Origin of the sequence: Halomonas sp. A3H3, assembly GCF_000982975.1 — a bacterium.
Lineage (GTDB): Bacteria > Pseudomonadota > Gammaproteobacteria > Pseudomonadales > Halomonadaceae > Vreelandella > Vreelandella titanicae.
The window spans coordinates 165,264-190,421 of the sequence record NZ_HG423343.1 but is presented as its reverse complement, the minus strand read 5'-3'; the positions used below and the strand labels follow the sequence as shown (position 1 = coordinate 190,421).

Genomic DNA, 25,158 nt, shown 5'->3' with positions numbered 1-25,158 from the left:
AGGCAGTGATGGCGACGATCGTGAAGCGTCCAAAAAGGGGCGGCAGTTTCTCATATACTGCCCATTTTAGCATTCCGAAAAAGGGCCATACGCTAAAGCCTGGGTTTAAGCAGTAAACACCGCATACACCATCTGCAGTGCCAGCCCCATCAGCATAAAAGCGAATACTCGTTTGAGGAGTTTGACGGGTAGCCTATGAGCTAACTTTGCCCCGATGGGAGCCGTTAAGATACTGAAGGGTGCCATTAGCAGTAGCGCGGGCAGATAAACATAGCCGAGCGCCGCACTGGGCAGGCCTTGAGTAGACCAGCCATTGATGATGTAGCCCAGTGCCCCGGCAACGGCAATCGGTAGTCCTACGGCTGCGGAGGTGCCAATTGCGCGGGGTAGTTTGACGTTGCACCAGGTGAGGAAGGGCACTGTTAGTGAGCCACCGCCAATGGCGACGAGCGCTGAAATACCGCCGATGCCTAGGCCCACACCGCTTACGCCGATAGGGCCGGGTAAGCTGCGGCTCGGTTTGGGCTTGATGTTTGCTAGCATCTGGAGCGACATTAGCACCATAAAACAGGCGAAAAAGATGGCAAGGCCGCGGGTGGGGAGCAGCGCAGCTATAAAGGTCGCCAAAAAGGTGCCGACTAATATGCCTGGGGTAATAAAGCGCACGATGTCCCAGCGAACGGCCCCGTGCCGATGGTGGGAGAGCAAGCTAGCGGTAGAGGCGGGAATAATGGCCGCCATGGCGGTGCCTAAGGCCAAGTGGGCAAGGTGCTCGTGGGGTACGCCTTGGAGTACAAAAAGAGACGTTAGAATCGGCACCATAATGCCGCCGCCGCCAATCCCCAATAAACCTGCCATCAAACCTACAAAACCGCCCAGTGCTACATAGGCCAACCACCAAATGATGTCCAAAGCCGCTGCTCCTAAAAGTGTCTTGTTAGCATGATAAGCACATTGTACCGGAAGCGGTGCCTGTAGCGGGGCCAAAAACAACTATTCCACTGTGGTAGCGGCTATGCAGTGGTAAGCTGCTAGGAGCCTGTCAGACTTAACGTTGATCTACTGCAAGTCCGTGCTTTTCGCAATGATCGGTCAAGCCTGACAGGCTCCAGGGCAATATTTTGGAGTGCGTATGCGCAATGTATTAAGCAGTGTTGGCGTGTTGATGATATCCGCTGCGCTACTGGCAGGCTGTGGCGGAACAGACGAGCCGAGTGAGTCAGCGTCAACCGTAGAGCAAACGTCAGTTCCTGAACCGACAGTTGCCGAGATAGAAGTTGTTGAAGCGGAAGAAGTGGCGCCACTTGTCGTCGAGATGTCTGCGCATGTATCGCTGCGCAGCGATCGGCGTTTAATGGTGGAAGGTGAAAGCAACTTACCTGACGAAACGCTGGTGCAGATTATTGTCGAGCGAGAGATTAGCAGCGTGCGTTGGCGCGAGCGGACACGTATAGAGGATGGCGTGTTTGCAGCGGGGCCATTTGGCCCTGGCAGCGGCTTACCTGACGGTGGCTATATAGTACGGGTTGAGGTTTCCGAAGGCAGTGTGCAGCCGGAGGCCGTTCAGGCACGTATAGGCCACGAGGGCCAGCACCTGGCGGGAGAGCTGGTAAGCCAATCCCGCCATGGGCTGGGCCAAGTGGCCACCTACTCACGTCGCTTCTTGGTGGGGAGTGAGCCAAGACAAACGCGTGACCAGGTGGAGGTGCTAGAGAGTCCGGGGAGGTAGACGCTTTAGGCAGGATGCCAATGGGCTAACAGTACTGCATGAATCGATGTGTCGCTTGGGGCTTTGGCGAAGTGCTCAATGACGAAACGATCGTCGCGTTGCACTACATAGTGGCCCGCTTTGTGAAACACATGTGTTGGCCCAAGCAGCAGAAGGTCACCAGCATTAACGGGTGAAAAATCTGTATCTTGGCCGGGTGTTGCCATCACGCACGGTGCTTTCCAGTCGATGTGCAGCGGCAGATGACTGGGCACTTTAATGGTCGTTGCCTGTACCTGTTCCCAGGGGAGGGGACCAGTATGGGTCAACGTTAATAGCTCGGGGGCGCTATCACCTTCCAATAGAGTTGCCAGGGAGCAGTCGAGTGCATCAGCGAGCGCCACAAGGCGTTCGTGACCGATCTGTTTGATCGCCCCAGATTCCCAATAAGAAATGGTGACATCTGACACGCCAACTTTGCGTGCGAGAGCAGCTTTGTTGAGCTTGGCCCTAAGCCGCAGTTGCTTGATACGTGAGCCTAGCGATTCCATTTCGTCTTCCTGATGATGAGCTAACAAGCTCGTTGAATGTCTTCCACTATAAATTTCTCTAATATAGATAGTGGAGCTATGAACATACTTTATTGGTCTATCTCAAGCTTGGGGTATGCACCCAAGATGTTGCTGCAGTGCCATACTAAGCGATTGTGCTTTAGCGCGCATTAGTGGACAAATAACGTTGAGTTAATTTCTCTGACGCTTTCTTGCGCTAGTCGTTCCCTGCGCGACGCTGTTGGTTGCGCCTAAGGTGCGTATAATATCGCCATGCATTTTTGCCAATAGGACGTTTTCATGACCGTACGTACTCGCATTGCACCTTCTCCCACAGGAGACCCCCACGTTGGCACGGCCTACATCGCGCTTTTTAACCTATGTTTTGCGCGTCAGCACGGCGGCCAATTCATTCTTCGTATTGAAGACACTGATCGGGTGCGCTCTACTCCTGAGTCGGAGCAGATGATTCTCGATTCACTGCGCTGGCTGGGTCTTGAGTGGGATGAAGGCCCGGATGTTGGCGGCCCCCACGGCCCTTATCGGCAAAGCGAGCGTGGCGATATATATGCTCAATACGCCCAGCAGTTGTTGGATGCCGGGCATGCATTTAAGTGTTACCGCACCAGTGAAGAGCTTGATGAACTGCGTGAAACCCGCAAGGCAGCGGGCTTGCACCTGGCATTGAAGCCTGCTGACTTAGCATTGGAGAGCCAGGAGCAAGCACGCCGTGAACAGGAAGGCTGGCCTTATGTAGTGCGCATGAAGGTGCCTGCCGAAGGCGTTTGTGTGGTCAACGATATGCTGCGCGGTACGATTGAAGTGGAGTGGGCGCAGGTGGACGCGCAAATTCTGCTTAAATCAGACGGCATGCCCACTTATCACCTCGCCAATGTGGTCGACGATCATCTAATGGCGATCACCCATGTGCTGCGTGGGGAAGAGTGGATTAACTCCGCACCAAAGCACCAACTGCTGTATGAGTATTTTGGTTGGCAAATGCCGCAACTTTGTCACATGCCGTTGCTGCGCAACCCCGATAAATCCAAACTCTCTAAGCGCAAAAACCCGACCTCCATCAATTATTATCGTCGGATGGGTTTTTTACCCCAGGCCGTTACCAACTACTTGGGGCGGATGGGGTGGTCGATGCCTGATGAGCGCGAGAAATTCAGTCTACAAGAGATGATGGCGGAGTTTGACGTTCAGCGTGTCTCGTTAGGTGGCCCTGTATTTGATCTGGAGAAACTGACCTGGTTAAACGGTGTGTATATCCGTGAAGACCTGGATGATGATGCACTGTTGAGCGCACTGCGTGACTGGGCTTTCAATGAAGCTTACGTTAAGCAGATACTGCCGCAGGTGCGACCACGGGTAGAGACGCTCTCCCAGGTAATGCCGTTGGCAGGGCACTTCTTCTCTGGTCTTCCGGCGCTAACAAAAGCGTCGTTTGATAGCGTGAAGCTCGAGGAAGAGGAGCTGGTCAAACTGCTTCAGTTCCTTGTTTGGCGATTCGAGGGCGTTTCGGCTTGGCATAAAGAGGCGCTGTTGAACGAGGTGAAAACGCTGGCTGAGCACTTTGACTTGAAAATGAAAGCCTTTCTGGCGCCGGTGTTTATTGCCATTACCGGCAGCGCGTCCAGCACCTCAGTGATGGACGCCATGGCGATTCTGGGTTCAGACGTTACCCGGGCACGCCTGCGTAGTGCGATAGAGGTATTGGGCGGCGTCTCGAAAAAGCAGGCCAAGCGCTTTGAAAAAGAATTTCGTGAGATCGCTTCGTGAAATAGTTTAGTAAAATCAGCTAACCGCGCATGAGATAGCGCTAGCGCCAATTTCTCATCCTTAGGAAATTGGCGTTTTTTCTGTTGACGAAGGCCAGCGGAATCAGTATTATACGCTCCGTCTTCGCGACATGTGGGGCCTTAGCTCAGCTGGGAGAGCGCAACACTGGCAGTGTTGAGGTCAGCGGTTCGATCCCGCTAGGCTCCACCAATTAGTAGTACTTGTTATCAGTACCTTTCGCGAAGCAGCTCGATATACGTCCCATTCGTCTAGTGGTCTAGGACACCGCCCTTTCACGGCGGTAACAGGGGTTCGAACCCCCTATGGGACGCCACTAATTCAGTATCCCTCCTAATCGTTTATTTCTCTGGCAATGAGTCTTCTCATTTGCTGGCTTTTTGTATTCCCGCTGTTCACAAAAGAGCTACAAATCGACAATTTTTGGACGATTTTGTGCTTGACTTGTCCACTTTTGCGATTCTGGCTTAAAGGTTGTGCACAACCCCTTGTTGTTGACGCAAAAAATCTTTAACAGAACTTAAGTCTTTAAAAAACAATGACTTAAAGGAGGTTAAAAAATAACCAATTTAAGGCTGGCCCACTGCCCATGGCGATTTCGGGACGTTTTGAAGTGGTTGTGAACAGGGTTATCCACAGATAGTGTGGAAAACCTTGAGCAGGATCCAGAAGCAAAAAAGTCAAGCGATAATGGAGTCGAATTAGGCGTTTTTGAAGTCCTTCAATGTTGCATCCGGCTATCGCAGCGTCCTAGGCTCAGAAGGGGCAAGGGGGGTCTCTAAGGGGAGAGCTTGCTTAAGGCACCTGGTAGGTTAGTGAATGGTCGCGAGCGCATGTGGTGGTGCGTTGGTGGTCTATGAACCAGAGCGTTAATCAGCCCATACGCAAAAGGCCACCCGAAGGTGGCCTTTGATCGTACTGTCAAGCGGGGATGGTTTATTTTTTCGGATAGTCACGCTGGTCGTGGCCAATATAGAGCTGGCGCGGACGACCGATTTTGTAGCTTTCGCTGAGCATTTCGTGCCAATGCGAGATCCAGCCAATAGTGCGCGATACCGCGAAGATCACGGTGAACATATTGGTGGGGATACCCATGGCTTTCAAAATGATGCCTGAGTAGAAATCAACGTTCGGGTACAGCTTCCGCTCGATGAAGTACTCGTCTTCTAGGGCAATTTGCTCAAGACGCTTGGCGATTTTAAGCTGAGGGTCGTCGGCCATGCCGAGCTCTGCAAGTACTTCGTCGCAGGTCTCTTTCATTACCTTGGCGCGCGGGTCAAAGTTGCGATACACGCGGTGACCAAAGCCCATTAGCTTGAACGGGTCGTCCTTATCCTTGGCTTTATCAACAAAGCGCTGGATGTTCTCTTCGGAGTCTTCACCGATTTCGTCGAGCATAGCCAGCACGGCTTCGTTGGCGCCGCCGTGAGCGGGGCCCCAAAGTGCCGCGATACCTGCGCTAATACAAGCGAATGGGTTGGCCCCCGTGGAGCCTGCCAAGCGTACAGTCGAGGTAGAGGCGTTCTGCTCGTGATCCGCATGCAGCATGAAGATGCGATCCATGGCTTTCGCGTATACCGGGTTGATTTTGTACTCTTCGCAAGGGTTGCTGAACATCATGTAGAGGAAGTTCTCTGCATAGGTCAGATCGTTGCGCGGGTAGTTAAAGGGCTGACCCACATTATACTTATGGGACATTGCCGCCAGGGTAGGCATCTTGGCGATCAGGCGGATCGCGCTGATCACGCGATCTTCCTCTTGAGTGATGTCCATGTGGTCGTGGTAGAAGGCCGCTAAGCCGCCCACTACACCGCACAAAATAGACATCGGGTGGGCATCGCGGCGGAACCCTTTAAAGAAGTTGTTGATCTGATCGTGAACCATGGTGTGGTTACGAATGCGCGATTCAAAATCCGCGTACTGCTCGTCGTTGGGTAACTCACCAAACAGCAGGGTGTAGCACACTTCTACGAAATTGGACTCTTTGGCCAGTTGATCAATCGGGTAGCCGCGGTGTAGCAGCACGCCCTTGCCGCCATCAATATAAGTGATGGCAGACTGGCAGGAAGAGGTGGCCATAAAGCCGGGGTCGTAGGTGAACAGGCCTTCAGCGCCTAAACCGCGTACGTCGATGACGTCGGGGCCAAGTGTGCCGGAATACATGGGTAGCTCGATCGGTTTATCCAGACCGTCTACCGTCAATGTCGCTTTCCTGTCAGCCATGCTGGCCTCCTTTCGAATTCGGGTTGGGACGTAAAGTCATTGCTGCGCATACCGCGCCGGCGAAAAGGCTTGCCCACTATAGAAGTGTGCGACATTTTGTCAATTAGCCTAAGCGCTAGCTGCAGGTTGTACAAATGTTGTTGCTTTGAATAGTTTTTGTATACGATGAAAAAGCCTACATTATGGCGAAGCGTCAGAAGATTGACGATAGGCTAACATGATATGTTAACAGGCTTATCAAATTGCTAATCTACTGTCACTATAACCATGCTGCAGCGCAAAATCGACTCAGGATGCGGACAATTTTCTTGCACCATAGTCGAGTTAGGGCTGAGTTCGGTTTGTAAGCGAGGGCGAAGGTTCTTATAATCCACGGCGCGCGACCGGCAGGTAGGTGGTCGTGCCCGACTTGGCAACGGCCGAGCCCCTTCCAGCAACCACCGCCCGCTCGGGCCATGCCCGACCTGTCGCAGAGCGGGCCAAGAGAGTGTGTACAAAGCCGTGAATAGCAAACGACCCGTAAACCTAGACCTTACTACGATACATTTCCCACTGCCGGCGCTGACGTCGATCACACACCGCATCACGGGTGTCATCCTGTTCGTTGGCCTGATTTTCGCTTTTTGGGCGCTGGGCAAGTCCTTGTCATCTCCTGCGGGTTTCGACGCCGTTAGCGATGCACTGGCCAATAATTTTTTGGCTAAGTTGATTGCTTGGGGGTTGTTATCCGCACTGGCATTCCACTTTGTAGCAGGTATCAAGCACCTGCTGATGGATGCCGATATTGGGGTAACCCTTGAGGGTGGCGTTAAAAAAGCGCAGATCACCGTCGTGGTCAGCGCTGTTCTGATTATTCTGGCAGGAGTTTGGGTATGGTAACTAACATTACAAGTTTTGGCCGTAGTGGGCTTTCTGACTGGCTGATGCAGCGCGTTTCTGCTGTTATTTTGGCCCTCTACACGGTCTTTATCGTTGCCTTTCTGCTGTTTAATCCGAACCTTGATTACTACACGTGGAGCGGTCTGTTCAGCCAGACGTGGATGCGGATTTTCTCGCTACTGGCGTTTGTCGCCTTAGCCGCACACGCCTGGATTGGTCTGTGGACCGTCACCACCGACTATCTCAAGTCCACTCGCCTGCGCGTGGGTGTCCAAGCTGTCATCATCTTGGGCATTTTCGTGTACTTGGTGTGGGGCATTCAAATTCTGTGGGGAGCTTGATTACATGTCTAATCTGCGTAGCCTGACGTTTGACGCCATTATCATTGGTGGCGGTGGCTCTGGCCTGCGAGCCGCTCTAGAGCTGGCGAAGTCCGGCAAAAAGACGGCCGTGTTATCGAAAGTTTTCCCGACCCGTTCTCACACCGTTTCTGCCCAGGGTGGTATTACCTGCGCGATTGCGTCCGATGACCCGAATGATGACTGGCGCTGGCATATGTACGACACCGTTAAAGGCGGCGATTATATCGCTGACCAGGACGCGGCGGAGTATATGTGTTCTGAAGGTCCGAAAGCGGTATTCGAGCTCGAGCATATGGGCCTGCCGTTCTCGCGCTTAGATAACGGTCGCATTTATCAGCGCCCGTTTGGCGGTCAGTCGAAGAACTTCGGTGAAGGTGGCCAGGCGGCTCGTACCTGTGCCGCTGCTGACCGTACCGGCCACGCGCTGTTGCACACCCTTTACCAGAATAATTTGAAGAACAATACCGTGTTCCTCAATGAGTGGTACGCGGTGGATTTGGTCAAGAATGCCAGCGGTGATGTGGTCGGCTGTATCGCCATGTGTATTGAGACGGGCGAAGTGGTTCACATTAAGTCCAAGGCCACGGTATTAGCCACTGGTGGTGCAGGCCGTATTTATGCTTCCACAACCAATGCGTTGATCAACACCGGTGACGGCATTGGCATGGCGCTGCGTGCGGGCTTCCCGATGCAGGACATGGAAATGTGGCAGTTCCACCCGACCGGTATTTACGGTGCGGGCACGCTGGTCACAGAAGGCTGCCGCGGTGAGGGTGGCTACCTGATCAACAAAGACGGCGAGCGCTTTATGGAGCGTTATGCACCGAATGCCAAAGATTTGGCGGGCCGTGACGTTGTAGCCCGTTCGATGGTCATGGAAATTCTGGAAGGTCGTGGCTGTGGCGAGAAGGGCGATCACGTCTTCTTGAAGCTTGATCACCTGGGTGAAGAAGTACTTGGTAAGCGCCTACCCGGTATCGTTGAGCTCTCCAAGACGTTTGCTCACATCGATCCGGCAAAAGACCCGATCCCGGTCGTACCGACCTGCCATTACATGATGGGCGGTATTCCGACCAATATTCATGGTCAGGCGATTACCATGGACGAAAGCGGTAACGATCATATCGTTAACGGCCTGTTTGCCTGTGGTGAAGCAGCGTGTGTTTCTGTTCACGGTGCTAACCGCTTGGGCGGTAACTCGCTACTTGATCTAGTGGTCTTCGGTCGTGCTGCAGGCATGTTTATTGAAGGCGCGCTGAACGAAGGCATTGAGTACCTGGACGCTTCCGAGTCTGACATTGAGTCGGCCATGAAGCGGATCACGCGCTGGAATGAGTCTGAGGGTGGTGAAAGTATTCCTGAGCTGAAAGCTGAGCTTCAGGAAATCATGCAGACCTCCTTCGGCGTATTCCGCGAAGAGAAAAACATGCTGGAAGGCGTCGACAAGCTAGCGCTACTGCGCGAGCGCATCGCCAATGCCTACTTGCCTGACAAGTCCAATGCCTTCAACACTGCTCGTGTAGAAGCACTGGAACTTGATAACTTGATGGAAGTGGCTGAAGCGACGGCGATCGCTGCCCTAGAGCGTAAAGAGAGCCGCGGCGCCCACTCGCGTTACGACTATCCAGACCGTGATGACGTCAACTGGCTGAAGCACTCGCTCTTCTTCCCAGCGACGAAAGAGCTGAAAAAACGCGACGTTAACTTCAAGCCGAAAACCGTTGATACGTTCGAGCCTAAGGTTCGTACCTACTAAACGCCGCATAGACGAGAGGGAGTCACTATGTCCAATCTTCAGGTATCCGTATACCGCTACAATCCGGAAACCGACTCCGCACCTTACATGCAGGAGTTTCAGGTCGATACTAAAGGCCGCGATGTGATGGTGCTGGATGTTCTTCATATGATGAAGGAGCAAGACAGCGGTTTGGCGTTTCGTCGCAGCTGCCGTGAAGGCGTCTGCGGTTCAGACGGCATGAACATGAACGGCAAAAACGGCTTGGCATGTATCACGCCGCTGTCAGACGTTGTCAAAAACAACAAGCTGACCCTGCGCCCGCTGCCGGGCCTGCCGGTTATTCGCGATATGGTCGTGGATATGGGGCTGTTCTATAAGCAGTACGAGCGTATTCAGCCGTACCTGCAGAACGATACGCCTGCACCGGCCATTGAGCGTCTGCAGTCGCCAGAAGAGCGCGACAAGCTAGATGGCTTGTATGAGTGTATTCTATGTGCATGCTGTTCAACGTCTTGCCCGTCGTTCTGGTGGAACCCCGAGAAGTTTGTCGGCCCGGCCGGTTTGCTGCAGTCTTACCGCTTCCTGGCCGATTCACGTGACACGGCTACCAGCGAACGGTTGAGCAACCTGGAAGATCCGTTCTCGGTGTTCCGTTGCCGTGGCATCATGAACTGTGTAGCGGTGTGCCCAAAAGGGCTCAACCCTACCCGGGCAATTGGTAAAATTCGCGAAATGTTACTCGCTGATGCTACCTAAGCCTATGACATCTTAGTAAAAAAGCGCCTGCCACTTAAGTTGGGTGATAATGCCACTTAAATCATGGCGCTTCGCTTGTTATCATAGGGTTTGTCAGGCGGTGCGGCGTCACGTCGCACTGCTGATCAGACAAGTTTGAAAGCCGGTGCCTGGGGTACCGGCTTTCGAGCATGAACTGAAGACGAAACATCGTATGACCGCTAGAAACACAGTATGACCGCTAGATGCGACATAAAGTGTGAGATGAAGAATAGCTAGACGAACAGGGTTTCCGGCCGTTGGCCGGCGCCGCCGGCAAATGTCCCGCCCCGCCGGCAGGGCAATAGCGATGTCGCCGCATGTTTGCGACGATACCGATACCACCCCATCAGTGCAGGGTGACCGAGAGATGCAACAAGGCATAATGGAGTTGATGTGGCGTTCCTCTCACGTTAGTGGCGGCAATGTTCACTACGTGGAAGCGCTTTACGAGCAGTACCTCGCCGATCCTGAGTCTGTCCCTGACGAATGGCGCAGCTATTTTGATGAGTTGCCGCGCCCCGAGGGCAGTGCCTCCCACGATGTTCCACTTAGCCCCGTGCGTGATCAGTTCTACCAGTTGGGGCGCGAAAGTCGCCCGGGCCGGGTAGTCGCCGCTGCCGATAGCGGTGAAAACAAAAAGCAGGTAAAAGTCCTGCAACTGATCAACGCTTACCGCTTCCGTGGCCATCAAAAGGCCAATATCGACCCGCTAGGGCTGCGTAATCCCACCCCCGTCCCCGATCTCGATCTGTCCTTTCATCAGCTTTCAAAAGCTGATCTGGATACCGAGTTCCAAACCGGTTCTTTCTTTTTAGGTATCGACAAAGCGCCACTGCGTGACATCGTAGATGCGTTGGAGCGTACTTACTGCCGCTCCATCGGCTGCGAGATCATGCATATCGTCGATACGGAAGAGAAACGCTGGCTACAACGGCGTTTTGAGTCGGTACGCAGTGCGCCTGATTTCAGTGCCGACGTGCGCAAGCACGTGCTGGAGCGTTTGACGGCCGCCGAAGGCTTGGAGAATTACCTGGCATCCAAGTATCCAGGTACCAAGCGTTTCGGTCTTGAAGGCGGCGAATCGTTTGTGCCGATGATGGACGAGCTTATCCAGCGTGCTGGCGGTTATGGCACCAAGGAAGTGGTCATCGGTATGGCGCACCGTGGTCGACTCAATCTGCTAGTCAATATTCTGGGTAAAAACCCTGCTGACTTGATTGATGAGTTCGACGGCAAGAAAGTCATCGAACGTGGCTCAGGTGATGTGAAGTACCACCAGGGTTTCAGTTCGAACGTCATGTCCCCGGGCGGCGAAGTCCATTTGGCGATGTCGTTTAACCCGTCGCACCTGGAAATTGTCGCGCCTGTCGTAGAGGGTTCGGTGCGTGCCCGCCAAGATCGCCGTAACGACGAAGAGGGCAGTAAAGTACTGCCGATCAACGTCCACGGTGATGCGGCGTTTGCCGGTCAAGGCGTGGTGATGGAGACATTCCAGATGTCTCAGACCCGTGCTTATAAAACCGGTGGCACCGTCCATATTGTGATTAACAACCAAGTGGGCTTCACCACCTCGCATCCGCTGGATGCACGCTCTACCGAATACTGCACTGATATTGCCAAGATGGTTCAAGCGCCTATTTTTCATGTCAATGGCGATGACCCGGACGCAGTGCTGCACGCCACCCAAGTCGCTCTCGACTATCGCCAGCAGTTCAAAAAAGATGTGGTGATCGATCTCGTTTGCTACCGTCGCCGTGGCCACAACGAAGCTGACGAGCCGTCAGGCACGCAGCCGATGATGTATTCCAAGATCAAAGATCACCCTTCTGCGCGCTCGCTGTACGCCAAGCGCTTGGTTGATCAGGGCGTGCTCTCTGAAGAGTCCGCTAAAGCGATGATCGAAACCTATCGTGATGACCTCGTGGCAGGCAACCACGTTGCCAATGCACTGGTGCAAGAGCCCAACGCTTCTCTATTCGTTGACTGGGCGCCTTACCTGGGTCACGAATGGTCTGGTGATGCCGACACGACGTTTGATATGAAGCGTCTGCAGCAGTTAGCGGCTCGCATGTGTGAAGTGCCGGACGGCGTCGAAGTGCAGCGTCAGGTGGCCAAGATTTATGAAGACCGGCGTAAAATGCAGGCTGGTGGTTTGGCACTTAACTGGGGTTTTGCGGAAACACTAGCCTACGCCACGTTGCTAGAGCAGGGGCATCCGATCCGGATTACCGGGCAAGACGTTGGGCGCGGTACTTTCTCCCACCGTCATGCGGTGGTGCATAATCAGAAAGATGGCACTACCTATGTTCCGCTGCAGAATATGGCCGATGGTCAGCCGCGTTTCACCATTCATGACTCCTTCCTTTCGGAAGAAGCGGTGTTGGCATTTGAGTACGGCTACTCAACCACTGCGCCGAATGACTTGGTGATCTGGGAAGCTCAGTTTGGTGACTTCTTTAACGGCGCCCAGGTGGTCGTGGATCAGTTCATCTCGTCGGGTGAAACGAAGTGGGGCCGGGTGTGTGGTTTAACCATGCTGTTGCCACACGGCTACGAAGGCCAGGGCCCGGAGCACTCTTCGGCGCGTTTGGAGCGCTTCCTGCAAATGTGTGCTGAGCACAATATGCAGGTCTGCGTACCCACCACGCCCGCACAGATTTATCATCTACTGCGTCGTCAGGTGATTCGTCCGCTGCGCAAACCGCTGGTGGTGATGACACCTAAATCGCTGCTGCGTCATAAAGAAGCGATTTCGAGCCTTGAAGATCTCGCTCACGGTAAGTTCCACATGGTACTCGCCGACCAGGCAGATCTGGCGCCGAAGAAGGTCACACGCGTTGTGCTATGTGCTGGCAAGGTCTACTACGACTTAGCCGCTTGGCGCGCTGAGAATGAGCGTCATGACACGGCAGTTGTGCGTATTGAGCAGCTATACCCCTTCCCGAAAGAAGAGCTTCTGGAAGCGCTGCAAGACTATACCAACGTAGAAGATATTGTGTGGTGCCAGGAAGAGCCGCTTAATCAGGGCGCTTGGTACTCCAGCCAGCACAATATGCGTGCAGTGGCCGACATGCTGAAAGATGGCCTTGGTCGCGAGTTGAAATTTGCAGGACGTCCTGCCTCTGCTGCTCCAGCAGCTGGCTATATGTCCGTCCACACTGAACAGCAGCGCCAGCTGGTGGAAGACGCTTTTAATTTATAAGCGACCACCGGATTTAGAGAACATATAAGGGAAACGACATGGCTACTGAGATCAAAGCGCCAACCTTTCCGGAATCCGTTGCCGAAGGCACAGTGGCGGCGTGGCATAAAAAGCCGGGTGACAGCGTTGAGCGTGACGAGCTGATTGTTGAGATCGAAACCGACAAAGTGGTGCTGGAAGTCGTCGCACCGGAAGCGGGTACCCTGACGGACGTAATGGCCGAAGAGGGCGATACCGTTCAGTCAGAGCAGGTGCTAGGCAAAATCGGTGAAGGCAGCGCGTCTGGCAGCCAAAAAGAAGAGAAATCTTCTGGCGATGACAGCGCTGAAAAATCCGAAGAGAAATCTGAAGGTAAGAAAGAAGAGAAAAAAGCCAGCGGTGGCGGCAAGCAACACGACGTAAAAGCCCCCAGCTTCCCTGAGTCGATCCAGGAAGGCACCGTGGCGACCTGGCACAAAAAGGTCGGTGAAGCGGTCAAGCGCGATGACGTGCTGGCCGACATCGAAACCGATAAGGTTGTTCTGGAGGTGGTCGCTCCGGCCGATGGCGCCCTGGCTGAAATTAAAGCCGAAGAGGGTAGCCAGGTTGAATCTGAAGCGATTCTTGCGACCTTCACCGAAGGGGCCGGTGGCGACAGTGGAAGCGAAAGCGGTGGCGATTCAGCGTCCGCTAAAGCAGACAGCAGCGATGGCGATGGCGCCGACGAGAAAGTCGGTGACAAAATCCTCGCTCCGGCCGCACGTAAAATGGTTGCCGAGCATGACCTGGACGTTGCCAAGATTGAAGGCACCGGCAAAGGTGGCCGCATCTTGAAAGAAGACGTTCAGAAAGCGGTCAAAGACGGTTCTGCCAAGAAAGCAGCAAAATCGTCTGCACCAGCGAAAGCTGCCGCGGCACCAACTGCCGAAGGTGAGCGCATCGAGAAGCGCGTACCGATGAGCCGTCTGCGTCAGACCATCGCCAAGCGCCTGGTTCAGGCGCAGCAAACCGCGGCGATGCTGACTACCTACAACGAAGTGGACATGACCGAGATCATGGCCCTCCGTGCGCAGTACAAAGAGACGTTCTTAAAAGCTCACGACATTAAGCTAGGCTTTATGGGCTTCTTTGTAAAAGCGGCTTCAGAAGCGCTCAAGCGGTTCCCGGACGTTAACGCCTCTATCGACGGCACCGACATCGTTTATCACGGTTATCAGGATATCGGCGTTGCGGTATCCACTGACCGTGGTTTGGTTGTACCGGTACTGCGTGACACCGACAGCATGAAAATCGCTGACGTCGAGCGCAAGATTGTCGACTTCGGCAAGCGTGGTCGTGACGGTAAGCTGGGCATGGACGACATGATCGGCGGCACCTTTACCATCACCAACGGCGGTACCTTTGGCTCGTTGATGTCCACCCCGATCATCAACCCGCCGCAAACTGCCATTCTGGGCATGCACAAAATCCAGGATCGTCCGATGGCCATCAACGGCAAGGTCGAGATTCGCCCGATGATGTATCTGGCGCTCTCTTATGACCACCGTATGATCGACGGCAAAGACGCCGTTCAATTCTTGGTCACCTTGAAAGAATTGCTGGAAGACCCGGCACGTCTACTGCTGGATATCTAAAAAAGCATAAGCGTCATATTGATTTAGTACGCTTCTGCTTAACCAGGATATATCTGCAATCGTACACAGCCTTCCGCCCGGTTCGAGTTAAAGCGGGCGGAAGGCCAGCAAGCTAGAGGAGCCAACATGGCTGATAAGTTTGATGTGATCGTTATTGGTGCCGGCCCTGGCGGTTACGTCGCCGCCATTCGTGCCGCACAGATGGGCCTAAAAACGGCCTGTGTCGAAAAATGGGTTAACAAGGAAGGTAAAACAGTTCACGGCGGCACTTGCCTAAACGTGGGCTGTATTCCCTCGAAGGCCTTGCTGGAAACCTCGCACAAGTTTGTTGAGGCCCGTGACCATTACGCCGAGATTGGTATTGAAATCAGCGATGTGTCAACGAACATTGCCAAGATGCTTGAGTTCAAGGATCAGGTCATCGCCAAGAACGTCGGCGGTATTAGCGCGTTGTTCAAAGCCAATGGTGTTACCGCCCTTGAAGGCACCGGCAAAGTAGTCGCGTCTAAGCAGGTCGAAGTTACTGGCCATGATGGTGAAAAAGCCACCTATGACGCTGACAACATTGTTATCGCAGCGGGCTCTGTGCCGGTTGAGATTCCACCGACCCCGATGACCGAAGGCTTGATCGTTGACTCTAGTGGTGCACTTGAATTTACCGAGGCACCTAAGCGTCTGGGTGTGATTGGGGCTGGCGTCATCGGTCTCGAACTGGGCAGTGTGTGGAGTCGCCTGGGCAGTGAAGTCACTATGCTTGAAGCCATGGACACCTTCCTGCCGATGGTGGATACCGCCATCGCCAAGGAGACCCAGAAGCTACTCAAGAAGCAGGGCCTGGATATCAAACTCGGCGCTCGTGTGACCGGTTCGGAAGTCAAAGGCGAAGAAGTCGTTGTGAAGTACAGCGATGCCAACGGCGAACAAGAGATGACCTTTGACAAGCTCATCGTTTGTGTTGGCCGTCGCCCCTACACCAAAGGCGTAATTGACGAAGGCGTTAGCGTTGAGTTGGATGAGCGTGGCTTTATCTTTGTCGATGACCAGTGCCGTACCAACGTCCCGGGCATTTATGCTATCGGCGACTGTGTACGCGGCCCGATGCTGGCGCATAAAGCCTCTGAAGAAGGCGTTATGGTGGCCGATATTATCGCTGGCCATAAGGCTGAGATGAATTATGACGCTATTCCTAGCGTGATCTATACCGCACCAGAAGTGGCTTGGGTCGGTATTAACGAGCAGGAAGCCAAGGCTGCTGGAATTGAGATTAAAACGGGTTCTTTCCCGTTTGCAGCTAACGGTAGGGCGCTCGCCAACAACGCTTCAGATGGCATGGCTAAGATCATCGCTGATGCGGAAACTGACCGCATTCTCGGTATGCACATTGTGGGTCAACACGCTGGCGAATTGATTGCCCAGGGTGTGATTGCCATGGAGTTCGGCTCCAGCGCTGAGGATTTGGCATTGACGTGTTATGCGCACCCAACGACTGCTGAAGCAATTCATGAAGCAGCGCTTGCGGTAGATGGTCACGCGATTCATATGGCCAATCGCAAGAAGCGTAAGTAATTTAGTTAAACAACGAAGCGCCACCTTTTAAGGGTGGCGCAAACTTTCGGCTTTGTCTTAATCTACAAAGATCGAAAGAACGGGGATGGCCAGTTTTTTAGAAACTGATCATCGTTCGAGTCACATGCAACCAATGGCATGAATCGATGAATCTTCACGAGTATCAAGGTAAACAGCTGTTTGCCGACTATGGTCTACCAGTGTCTAAAGGCTTTGCAGTCGACACGCCCGAAGAAGCGGAAGAGGCTTGCAAAAAAATCGGTGGTGACATGTGGGTGGTTAAAGCCCAGGTTCACGCCGGTGGCCGTGGTAAAGCGGGTGGCGTTAAGCTGATTAAAGACCCGGCTGAAGCCAAAACATTTGCAGAGCAGTGGCTGGGTAAAAACCTGGTAACCTTCCAGACTGACGAAAAAGGTCAGCCTGTTGCCAAGATTTTGGTTGAGACCTGCACTGACATCGCCGATGAGCTGTATCTCGGTGCCGTGGTTGACCGTACTACCCGTCGTGTGGTCTTCATGGCCTCCACCGAAGGTGGTGTCGAGATCGAGACGGTTGCAGAAGAGACGCCGGAAAAGATTCTCAAAGCCGAAATCGATCCGCTGGTCGGCGCGCAGCCGTACCAAGCGCGTGAGCTAGCCTTTGAGCTGGGCCTGAAGGGCGACCAGATCAAGCAGTTCACCAAGATTTTCCTGGGTCTGTCTCAGTTGTTCCACGACAAAGACCTGGCGCTGTTGGAAATTAACCCGCTGGTCGTCACTGAAGAAGGCAATCTGCACTGCCTCGACGCCAAACTGGGTCTGGATAGCAACGCTCTATACCGTCACCCTGACCTGCAGGCCATGCGTGACCCTTCGCAAGAAGATCAGCGTGAAGCCGATGCGGCGAAGTGGGAACTTAACTATGTCGCGCTTGATGGCAACATCGGCTGCATGGTTAACGGCGCAGGTTTGGCCATGGGCACCATGGACATCGTCAACCTGAGCGGCGGCAAGCCCGCTAACTTCTTGGACGTTGGTGGCGGCGCCACCAAGGAGCGCGTGGCAGAAGCGTTCAAAATCATCCTCTCTGACGACAATGTTAAAGCCGTACTGGTTAACATTTTCGGCGGTATCGTTCGTTGTGACATGATTGCTGAAGGCATTATCGGTGCCGTTGAGCAAGTGGGTGTCAACGTACCGGTTGTCGTACGTCTGGAAGGTAACAACGCCGAGCTGGGTGCTGAAAAACTAGCATCTAGCGGTTTGAACATCATCGCGGCTACCAGTCTGACCGACGCGGCTCAGCAGGTCGTTAAAGCGGCGGAGGGCAAGTAATGAGCATCCTGATCGATAAGAACACCAAGGTCATCTGCCAGGGCTTTACCGGTGGCCAAGGCACGTTCCACTCCGAGCAGGCGATTGCCTACGGTACGCAAATGGTCGGTGGTGTTACGCCGGGTAAAGGCGGCCAGGAGCACCTCGGTCTGCCCGTTTTCAACACCGTGAAAGAAGCGGTAGCGAAAACCGGCGCGGAAGCCAGCGTTATCTACGTACCGGCGCCGTTCTGTAAAGACTCGATCCTTGAAGCGGCGAATGCTGGTATCAAGCTGATTGTGTGCATCACTGAAGGCATCGCCACGCTAGACATGCTCGAAGCCAAAGTGAAGTGCGACGAGCTGGGTGTACGTCTGATTGGCCCGAACTGCCCAGGTGTTATCACCCCCGGCGAATGCAAAATCGGCATCATGCCGGGTCACATTCACCAGCCGGGCCGCGTAGGTATCGTATCTCGTTCTGGTACCTTGACCTATGAAGCCGTCAAGCAGACCACTGATCACGGTTTTGGTCAGTCTACCTGTGTGGGCATCGGCGGCGACCCGATTCCGGGCTCTAACTTCATCGACATTCTTGAGATGTTCGAGAAAGACCCGAAAACCGAAGCTATCGTCATGATCGGCGAAATCGGTGGCACGGCTGAAGAAGAAGCGGCGGCTTACATCAAAGCTAACGTTTCCAAGCCCGTGGTTTCCTACATTGCCGGTGTTACTGCACCTCCTGGCAAGCGTATGGGCCACGCGGGCGCGATCATCTCTGGCGGTAAAGGCACCGCTGACGAGAAGTTTGCTGCTCTAGAAGACGCTGGTGTTAAAACCGTGCGCTCTTTGGCTGAAATCGGTGATGCGCTGAAAGAAGTGACTGGCTGGTAAGCCATTGACGTTTAGCTGCACGTTATAAGGGCGCCCCTCGGGGCGCCCTTATTCATTTCTGCACATTTAATGTTGTTCTGGCTAATGTTGCTATGGCGTCGGTGAGCGACGCAGCATGCGATAGCTATACAGTACAAAGAGCGGCGCGCCTGCCGCCAAATATAAATGGTAGCTGACCAACCGCCACACCAGTACCGCTGCTGCGGCCTGCTCGCGCTCCATCAACGGTAACAACAGGCTTCCTACGCCCACCTCCGCAGCACCCGCGCCGCCGGGCAGAAAACTAAATTGGCTGGCTGCCATCGCCAGCATCTGGGTCAAGAATGTCCACATCCAGTCCGCATGGCCACCTACTCCCAGTACTGCCAAATAGAGCAAGCTGTAGCGCATGAGCCAGTGCGCCGTCGTCAGCGCTAGCATGGTGATCAATATACTGCGCGGGAGCTTAAGGGTGACCTTTAACGCATGCCGACAGCGCAAGAGGCGCCGTACGAGCCAGCGTCGCTGATATCGGCTTGGCCATGGCGTGTTCACGCCGGGTGAACGCAATAGGCTGGGTAGATAACGCATTACGACAATCACCAGCGCTGCCATGAACGCTAATCCTACCAGTGCCCACTGCACGAGCGACTGATGTGGCCATTGGGTGTCGCTTAGCATTGAAAAGAGCACCAGGCCGCTCAGCATGGCCAGGAAGAACAGTAAATCGCAGCCTTGATCAATCAGGAACACCGCCGCGCCCTTGGCAGGCGGGAAACCGCGCCGCGCAAGCAACAACAACAGGGTTGCTGGGCCACCGCTGCCGCCTGGGGTGGCGCACAGGGCAAACTTGGACGCCAGCTCGATACCCAGCGCGCCGCGCTGGCCGAGCCTGCCCGCACGGCCACCCAGCATCAAACGTAGCCTTGCTGCATTCAGGTTCCAGCACAGAAAGGCCATCACCAGCATCAATAACAGCAGCCCAAGTGGGAAGTGTTTGACGCGCTGCAGTGCTTCAGCGCCACCCAACCAAGCAGTGAGCACTAGCGGTGCAATCAGCGCTAAGGCAATCATCACACCATGGATGGGTCGCCACTTCAGTAGCTGACGGCGACTAGTGGTGTTGGTGGAGTGCATACGGTTGGCTGCCGTGGCAAAGCTGCTGATAGTGCTCCAGCAGGGAATGCATGACACCATCCCAGTTGAAATGGCGCTCTACATGGCGGCGCGCATAGCGCCCACTGGCGGCGACATCATTACTGAACAGTGCCACACACGCCTCCGCCATGGCAACGGGGTCGAGCGGTTTGCATAAAATACCCGCCCCCAGCGGCACGTTTTCTGCCAGCGCCCCTGCGTTCGCTGCTATTACTGGAATGCCGCTTGCCATCGCTTCCTGAGCAATTAAGCCGAAGGTTTCTCGGGTGCCCGCATGTAACAGCGCATCGCTACTGGCTAGCGCCTTCGCGACCTCGTGGGCGCCACAACAGCGATCAACGATGGTGACATTACTGGGTACGTGATGTGGCATGCCGGGCCCCATCAGCAGCAAATGGTAATCGCTGCCTAGCTGACGCATCGTCGTAAGCAGCACATCAATATTTTTCTCGCGGGAATTGCGGCCCACAAAGATCAGCAGCTTTTTGTCGCTGGGTATACCCATGGTTTGGCGAAACGCAGAGTCACACTGCTGGGGATTGAATTGCGCCAAATCGACGCCCAATGGCTGAACGCGAACGTTATTGACGCCCCAGTCATTCAGTCGATTCGCCATGGCGTTACAGGGTGCCAGCACGCTATCAAACTGGCTATAAAGCGTCGTGACATAGTGGGTTAAGCGTTTCTCAACGTAGCGCCCAAAGCGATCACCCATCAGGCGCGGAAGATCAGAGTGATAAAAGCCCACCACAGGCACGCCGAGGCGTTGCCCCGCATCGAGCGCCGCCCAGGCCGTTACATAGGGGTCGCCAGCCTCTATCAGATCGGGCTTCAGATCAATCAGTGCATCACGCCACGGAGAACCGCGTAGCGGAAAGCGGTAACCTTGCCCCAAAGGAAGGTGTAACGCCGGTAGCGTGTGGTGGTCGCCAAGACTATCCCGCTCCGCCCCCGGCACCAGCAGGCTGGTGCGCAGCTGTGGAATACGCGAGAAAACACGGTGTTTGGCCTGCAAATAGGTACGCACACCGCCGCTGGCGGGGGCATGAAACATCGTCACATCGGCAATGTGCAAGCTAACCTCCAACCCCAAAGAGTGTCATCGTTTCACCATAAAGGAGAAATAAGTCAGTTCAGAGACAACGGAGCCCGTTTGTGTCTATGTGGCAGGGCTCTCGGCAGGCGCCACCATGGCGACCACTCTGGCGATGATCTACCCCGATATCTTTGCGGCGGTAGGCGTGCACTCTGGGCTGCTCCACGGCGTGGTCAAGAGTTTCCCCGATGCCTTGGGGGTCATGCAGGGAGGCACAGGGCCCCTCGCTGGCGGTAACAAAGCAAAAGGAGCCGGGTGGGCGTCGGATGTGCCAGCGATTATGTTTCATGGCGACCGCGACACCACCGTGCTCCCCCGCAACGCGGATCGCGTGGCCGCCCAGTACAGCACATCGCGTCAAGCAGGAGCGACGGTAGTGCAAGGCAACGTTCCAAGGGCCGCGGCTACACCTGTACCACCCACCGTGATGCTTCGGGTAAGCCATGCTTAGAGCAGTGGCGTATCCATGGGGGCATGGCTTGGTCAGGAGGTAGCAAAAAGGGCAGCTATACCGACCCTCAAGGCCCTGACGCTGCCCGGGAAATGCTGCGGTTCTTCTGTCAGCATCGGCAGATAGTGTCATAGAACTGGCCGATATCTGCTCAGGTTATGTCTAGTCTGTCAGTAAGTTAGCGCAGGTGAGACGCGCTGGTATAGTAGATACTCTTTGATTATGTATAAAAGTTGACAATAGTTTGCAAAGGTTGAGTTACAGTTTTCATTCTTGTTGCCTAAAATCCTAGCTCTTTCACTTGTTAGGATTTGGCAATGCTTTCACGGTTCAAGATCGGTACACGGCTCGCACTGGCTTTTGGCTTGGTCTCGCTATTTCTTTTGGGCACTTTAATAGCGGGAATTATGGGCATCACCTTCACCAAGGATACTGCCCAAAAAACCTTGGACACGGACGTAGCACTCGCAAGCAATGCCGCAGAAATTCAGCGGCTGGCATTGCAAGCGCGGCGTTTTGAAAAAGATATCTTCATCAATATCGACAATAGTGATCGGGTAGCGGCTTACCAGCAAAGTTGGACGGCGACCATCGAAGCAATACAGGCCGCCTTCCAGGCGGGTAGCCAAATTGCCGATAAGGATAGCCTCGATGCTTTGTACCAACAGGCAGGAAGAGCCCTCCAGGGGTATGAAGAGGGTTTTTTGTCAGTCTATCGCCAAATTGAACTAGGCAGTATTACCGAAACCTCTCAAGCCAATCTGGCTTTCGGTGAGCATAAAGAGAGTATCTACCAGCTTGAGGAGTTGGCTGATGAAATTAGCCTAGTGGCTGCTGAAGGGGTCAAGACGGCTAACGAGGCGATAAATGCCGAGTATCGTTTGGCTATTTGGCAGCTTTGTATTTTCGCGGGGGTGGCGTTGTTGATGGCGCTGGCGCTGGCAATTGCTATTACGCGTAGCATTGTATTGCCTTTGCGGAGAGCGGTTGAGGTTGCTAGGCGCGTTGCGGAAGGAGATTTGCGACACGATATCGTAACCACAGGACGTGATGAAACGGCTCAGTTATTAACCTCCATGGCCGAAATGAGTAAAGAGCTCACTACCTTGGTCGCATCACTACGTGACTCTAGCGAGAATGTCTTGAACGGAGCCAATGAGATTGCCCAAGGTGGGCAGGAGCTCGCCGCTCGTACTGAGCAGCAAGCAGCTGCCTTGCAGGAGACGGCTTCAAGTATGGAGGAGATGACGGCAACGGTTCGCCAGAATAGTGATTCAACCAAAGAGGCTGATACGCTGGCCCATAATGCTTCGCAACAGATGCAAAGCAGTGGTGAAGAAGTTTCCCGAAGTGTGGAATTAATGCGCGAAGTGACAGCCGCATCGCTAAGCATGGATAAGATCGTTGAGGCCATCGATACGATTGCATTTCAAACCAATATCCTGGCTTTAAACGCCTCCGTTGAAGCGGCGCGTGCTGGTGATAAAGGCCGTGGATTTGCAGTGGTCGCTACAGAAGTTCGTGCGCTAGCAAGCCGCAGTGCCGCTTCAGCAGGTGAGATTCGTAGTATGCTCGACGATACGCGTAGCAAAATAAAGCTATGTTCTGACCAAGCGGAGCGAGGCGCTGCGACCATAGGTGAGACGGAAGCGGTGATCCAGCGCCTCGCTATGCTGATGGTCGAGGTCTCCTCTGCCACTCGGGAGCAAAGCAGTGGTATTGAGCAGATCAATACTGCTATTACTGAAATGGATTCTACCACTCAGCAAAACAGCACCTTGGTTCAGCAGTCGACTAATGCAGCATTTTCCCTGGAAGATCAGGCTGGGCGACTTCGCGAGCTGGTAGCTGCCTTTCAAATAGATGAAGCTGTTGTGAAAAAAGCAACAGAGTACAAGCCTGCAATGGCCTTATCCTCGGCTGCAAGACAAGCAGAGTTCTAATAATCTGATAACAACAGTGGCGCCTCAAAGGCGCTGCTGCTTTTTAATGGGCTAATAAAGTTTTTCACTAGGTTGTGCCATCAGGAAGTGGTCCTCTTCGCGCAGCGAACTGACAAGCGTATAACACTCTAATTCTTCGGTCTGGGTACGCTCTTTTTTGTCATCAATCACTCCTCTGCCGTAGTCAATGGGAACAAACACCACTGGCATCAACGCCGAGGCTTTATCATAGGCTGGGTGAGCTGCTAGTAAGACTGATTGATGGCAGATTTTATAAAAAGTATATAGAGAAATAAAAAGCAATGTTTGAAAAAAGCACTCTTTTTTTTGCTTTATTACATGAAAAAAAATAGTACTGCAGACTAGATTTTTAACCCGCCTCTATTCTTGACAGTAAAAGCGGTGTCACTTATCTTTAAAATGTAATCTTTGGTAATTTTTATGTTTCTTATTGTAATATGTGTGGATGTGTGGCTTTTCATGAGGGCTACCGGAAGAAATTTAATTATAAAGATCATAATACATTGATTTTTTAATACATTAAAAATCTAGTGCTGGAGTGTAGTGTTGTTAGTTTACATGTGATTTTTACTTATATAAGCAGTAGTCACATTGTCCGGCTTAAGTGTTTCTGATTGGGAAGTGGCAATTTTTTTATTGCTTTAAAGTATCCTTGTGTTACCTGCTATACACTTTTTAGTCCAGAAATATGCAATGCAACAAGTAGGCATGAATAAAAACATCGGAATTAAATAAGCTTGAAAATAAGAGCGTAGGGAAACTCGTTTAATTGACGATAATGGCGAGGTGGTATTTTGAAAATCTTGGTCATAGGGAACATGGGCTATGTTGGCTCCGTTGTGGTGCGGGAGCTAGCCTTACGTCACCCATCCGCCACTCTTCATGGGTATGACACTGCCTACTTCGCACACTGTTTGACGAATGCCGAACTTCTTCCTGAGCGCTATCTCGACCAGCAGTTTATGGGGGATGTGCGAGATATTCCGGCTGATTTTTTTGAAGGTTATACGGCTGTAGTTCAACTGGCGGCGATTTCCAATGACCCCATGGGAGACCGTTTCGCCGCAGTGACAGCTGAGGTCAATCAGCAGGCGACGGTTGAGATTGCCAAGGCAGCGGCTCAGGCGGGGGTGGAAAACTTCGTTTTTGCCTCAAGTTGCAGCATTTATGGCATCGCTTTAGGGGCTCCGCGCAGTGAGTTGGATCCCGTGGCTCCCGTTACCGCCTATGCCTGCTCGAAAATAGCAGCTGAAGAAGCGTTAGCCGGCATTGGGGGCGACATGGTGATTACCAGTTTACGCTTTGCGACTGCTTGCGGAATGTCAGAGCGTTTACGGCTGGATCTGGTGCTCAATGATTTCGTTGCCTGTGCCCTAAGTCAGCAGCATATTACCGTGCTTAGCGATGGGTCTCCCTGGCGGCCCTTGATCGACGTCTCCGATATGGCCAGAGCTGTCGATTGGGCAGTACAGCGCAAGCCTGAAAACGGCGGGCGCATACTCAATATCAATACCGGATCGAACGAACGCAATCATCAAGTGCGAGACTTAGCCACTGCAGTGGCCAAAGCCGTTCCCGGCACCACGCTGAGTATCAATACCCAAGCCCCGGCGGACAGTCGCTCCTACCAAGTGGATTTCAGCCTGTTTGCCAAGTTGGCACCTGAGCACCAACCACAAATGACGCTAATAGATTCGATCATGGGATTGATCAATGGGCTCAAAAGCATGGAGTTTTCCGATACCCAGTTCCGAGCCTCGCGCTATATGCGTCTGCATGCGCTGCAGGCACATATCACTGCGCACCGTCTATCTGAAAACCTGCGCTGGCAAATGTGTGATGCAGTCACCCCGAGTGCTTTGTCTGCTGCTACCCACATTAACCTTGAGGCCTGAAACGGAGG

19 protein-coding genes and 2 tRNA genes are annotated in these 25,158 nt (G+C 53.5%); 16 read left to right on the top strand and 5 right to left on the bottom strand.

Annotation, left to right across the window (positions count from 1 at the left end; translation table 11 throughout):
* Nucleotides 1-105 precede the first annotated feature (105 nt).
* Nucleotides 106-912 carry a sulfite exporter TauE/SafE family protein gene (locus tag HALA3H3_RS00795; RefSeq protein WP_022520475.1) on the bottom strand — a complete coding sequence of 269 codons (807 nt, stop codon included), beginning with the start codon at nt 910-912 and terminating at the stop codon, nt 106-108.
* A gap of 220 nt (nt 913-1,132) precedes the next feature.
* Between HALA3H3_RS00795 and HALA3H3_RS00790 the strand changes: the two genes are divergently transcribed.
* Nucleotides 1,133-1,729 (top strand): hypothetical protein, encoded by a 597-nt coding sequence (locus HALA3H3_RS00790; protein ID WP_022520474.1) that lies wholly within the window; start codon nt 1,133-1,135, stop codon nt 1,727-1,729.
* 5 nt (nt 1,730-1,734) lie between these two features.
* Here HALA3H3_RS00790 and HALA3H3_RS00785 read toward each other — a convergent pair whose 3' ends face one another.
* The gene (locus HALA3H3_RS00785; RefSeq protein WP_022520473.1) at nt 1,735-2,259 is read right to left on the bottom strand and encodes a helix-turn-helix domain-containing protein; all 525 of its coding nucleotides are present in this window, start codon (nt 2,257-2,259) and stop codon (nt 1,735-1,737) included.
* A gap of 300 nt (nt 2,260-2,559) precedes the next feature.
* Here HALA3H3_RS00785 and gltX point away from each other — a divergent pair, with 300 nt between their 5' ends.
* The 3 genes from gltX to HALA3H3_RS00770 all read left to right on the top strand — a co-directional run bounded on the left by gltX (nt 2,560) and on the right by HALA3H3_RS00770 (nt 4,378).
* Nucleotides 2,560-4,044 carry a glutamate--tRNA ligase gene (gene gltX / locus HALA3H3_RS00780; RefSeq protein WP_022520472.1) on the top strand — a complete coding sequence of 495 codons (1,485 nt, stop codon included), beginning with the start codon at nt 2,560-2,562 and terminating at the stop codon, nt 4,042-4,044.
* Between the two features lie 134 nt (nt 4,045-4,178).
* Nucleotides 4,179-4,254, top strand: a tRNA-Ala gene (locus HALA3H3_RS00775).
* A 48-nt stretch (nt 4,255-4,302) separates the two neighbouring features.
* A tRNA-Glu gene (locus HALA3H3_RS00770) sits at nt 4,303-4,378 on the top strand.
* A 620-nt stretch (nt 4,379-4,998) separates the two neighbouring features.
* Here HALA3H3_RS00770 and gltA read toward each other — a convergent pair.
* A complete protein-coding gene (gene gltA, locus HALA3H3_RS00765; protein WP_009287293.1) occupies nt 4,999-6,285 on the bottom strand; it encodes a citrate synthase in 1,287 nt (428 codons plus the stop codon).
* Nucleotides 6,286-6,786: 501 nt separating this feature from the next.
* Here gltA and sdhC point away from each other — a divergent pair.
* From sdhC to sucD, 9 genes are all read left to right on the top strand, one after another.
* A complete protein-coding gene (gene sdhC, locus HALA3H3_RS00760; protein ID WP_196518187.1) occupies nt 6,787-7,164 on the top strand; it encodes a succinate dehydrogenase, cytochrome b556 subunit in 378 nt (125 codons plus the stop codon).
* On the top strand, nt 7,158-7,505 hold the full coding sequence (gene sdhD, locus HALA3H3_RS00755; RefSeq protein ID WP_022520469.1) for a succinate dehydrogenase, hydrophobic membrane anchor protein: 348 nt from the start codon (nt 7,158-7,160) through the stop codon (nt 7,503-7,505). Before sdhC ends, sdhD begins: the two co-directional genes overlap by 7 nt.
* A 4-nt stretch (nt 7,506-7,509) precedes the next feature.
* Nucleotides 7,510-9,282, top strand: coding sequence for a succinate dehydrogenase flavoprotein subunit (sdhA, locus tag HALA3H3_RS00750; protein ID WP_022520468.1), 1,773 nt, complete (start codon nt 7,510-7,512; stop codon nt 9,280-9,282).
* 27 nt (nt 9,283-9,309) lie between these two features.
* Nucleotides 9,310-10,020, top strand: coding sequence for a succinate dehydrogenase iron-sulfur subunit (locus HALA3H3_RS00745; RefSeq protein WP_009287296.1), 711 nt, complete (start codon nt 9,310-9,312; stop codon nt 10,018-10,020).
* Between the two features lie 388 nt (nt 10,021-10,408).
* A complete protein-coding gene (locus HALA3H3_RS00740; RefSeq protein WP_027959716.1) occupies nt 10,409-13,243 on the top strand; it encodes a 2-oxoglutarate dehydrogenase E1 component in 2,835 nt (944 codons plus the stop codon).
* 38 nt (nt 13,244-13,281) lie between these two features.
* Nucleotides 13,282-14,856, top strand: a complete 1,575-nt coding sequence (odhB, locus tag HALA3H3_RS00735; RefSeq protein ID WP_022520466.1) for a 2-oxoglutarate dehydrogenase complex dihydrolipoyllysine-residue succinyltransferase — start codon at nt 13,282-13,284, stop codon at nt 14,854-14,856.
* 126 nt (nt 14,857-14,982) lie between these two features.
* A complete protein-coding gene (gene lpdA / locus HALA3H3_RS00730) occupies nt 14,983-16,422 on the top strand; it encodes a dihydrolipoyl dehydrogenase (RefSeq protein ID WP_022520465.1) in 1,440 nt (479 codons plus the stop codon).
* A gap of 146 nt (nt 16,423-16,568) precedes the next feature.
* Nucleotides 16,569-17,735 (top strand): ADP-forming succinate--CoA ligase subunit beta, encoded by a 1,167-nt coding sequence (sucC, locus tag HALA3H3_RS00725; protein WP_009287299.1) that lies wholly within the window; start codon nt 16,569-16,571, stop codon nt 17,733-17,735.
* A complete protein-coding gene (sucD, locus tag HALA3H3_RS00720) occupies nt 17,735-18,607 on the top strand; it encodes a succinate--CoA ligase subunit alpha (RefSeq protein ID WP_009287300.1) in 873 nt (290 codons plus the stop codon). Before sucC ends, sucD begins: the two co-directional genes overlap by 1 nt.
* Nucleotides 18,608-18,697: 90 nt before the next feature.
* Here the strand turns inward: sucD and HALA3H3_RS00715 are convergent, their stop codons facing one another.
* A complete protein-coding gene (locus HALA3H3_RS00715; RefSeq protein ID WP_022520464.1) occupies nt 18,698-19,723 on the bottom strand; it encodes a lysylphosphatidylglycerol synthase transmembrane domain-containing protein in 1,026 nt (341 codons plus the stop codon).
* Nucleotides 19,701-20,819, bottom strand: a complete 1,119-nt coding sequence (locus HALA3H3_RS00710) for a glycosyltransferase (RefSeq protein WP_035538532.1) — start codon at nt 20,817-20,819, stop codon at nt 19,701-19,703. Before HALA3H3_RS00710 ends, HALA3H3_RS00715 begins: the two co-directional genes overlap by 23 nt.
* Nucleotides 20,820-20,934: 115 nt before the next feature.
* Between HALA3H3_RS00710 and HALA3H3_RS00705 the strand changes: the two genes are divergently transcribed.
* The 3 genes from HALA3H3_RS00705 (at nt 20,935) to HALA3H3_RS00690 (ending at nt 25,150) form a co-directional block, all read left to right on the top strand.
* Nucleotides 20,935-21,291: a PHB depolymerase family esterase gene (locus tag HALA3H3_RS00705; protein WP_027959714.1), complete on the top strand. Its 357-nt coding sequence runs from the start codon at nt 20,935-20,937 to the stop codon at nt 21,289-21,291.
* A gap of 317 nt (nt 21,292-21,608) precedes the next feature.
* The gene (locus tag HALA3H3_RS00700; protein WP_022520461.1) at nt 21,609-23,234 is read left to right on the top strand and encodes a methyl-accepting chemotaxis protein; all 1,626 of its coding nucleotides are present in this window, start codon (nt 21,609-21,611) and stop codon (nt 23,232-23,234) included.
* 815 nt (nt 23,235-24,049) lie between these two features.
* Nucleotides 24,050-25,150: an NAD-dependent epimerase/dehydratase family protein gene (locus HALA3H3_RS00690; protein WP_022520459.1), complete on the top strand. Its 1,101-nt coding sequence runs from the start codon at nt 24,050-24,052 to the stop codon at nt 25,148-25,150.
* Nucleotides 25,151-25,158: the final 8 nt, after the last annotated feature.

Coding starts and splice junctions, on each gene's coding strand:
- odhB (WP_022520466.1), top strand. CDS start 13,282: ATGGCTACTGAGATCAAAGCGCCAACCTTTCCGGAATCCGTTGCCGAA.
- HALA3H3_RS00785 (WP_022520473.1), bottom strand. CDS start 2,259: ATGGAATCGCTAGGCTCACGTATCAAGCAACTGCGGCTTAGGGCCAAG.
- HALA3H3_RS00740 (WP_027959716.1), top strand. CDS start 10,409: ATGCAACAAGGCATAATGGAGTTGATGTGGCGTTCCTCTCACGTTAGT.
- HALA3H3_RS00790 (WP_022520474.1), top strand. CDS start 1,133: ATGCGCAATGTATTAAGCAGTGTTGGCGTGTTGATGATATCCGCTGCG.
- sucC (WP_009287299.1), top strand. CDS start 16,569: ATGAATCTTCACGAGTATCAAGGTAAACAGCTGTTTGCCGACTATGGT.
- sucD (WP_009287300.1), top strand. CDS start 17,735: ATGAGCATCCTGATCGATAAGAACACCAAGGTCATCTGCCAGGGCTTT.
- HALA3H3_RS00715 (WP_022520464.1), bottom strand. CDS start 19,723: ATGCACTCCACCAACACCACTAGTCGCCGTCAGCTACTGAAGTGGCGA.
- sdhD (WP_022520469.1), top strand. CDS start 7,158: ATGGTAACTAACATTACAAGTTTTGGCCGTAGTGGGCTTTCTGACTGG.
- gltX (WP_022520472.1), top strand. CDS start 2,560: ATGACCGTACGTACTCGCATTGCACCTTCTCCCACAGGAGACCCCCAC.
- sdhA (WP_022520468.1), top strand. CDS start 7,510: ATGTCTAATCTGCGTAGCCTGACGTTTGACGCCATTATCATTGGTGGC.
- HALA3H3_RS00700 (WP_022520461.1), top strand. CDS start 21,609: ATGCTTTCACGGTTCAAGATCGGTACACGGCTCGCACTGGCTTTTGGC.
- HALA3H3_RS00745 (WP_009287296.1), top strand. CDS start 9,310: ATGTCCAATCTTCAGGTATCCGTATACCGCTACAATCCGGAAACCGAC.
- gltA (WP_009287293.1), bottom strand. CDS start 6,285: ATGGCTGACAGGAAAGCGACATTGACGGTAGACGGTCTGGATAAACCG.
- HALA3H3_RS00705 (WP_027959714.1), top strand. CDS start 20,935: ATGGCGACCACTCTGGCGATGATCTACCCCGATATCTTTGCGGCGGTA.
- lpdA (WP_022520465.1), top strand. CDS start 14,983: ATGGCTGATAAGTTTGATGTGATCGTTATTGGTGCCGGCCCTGGCGGT.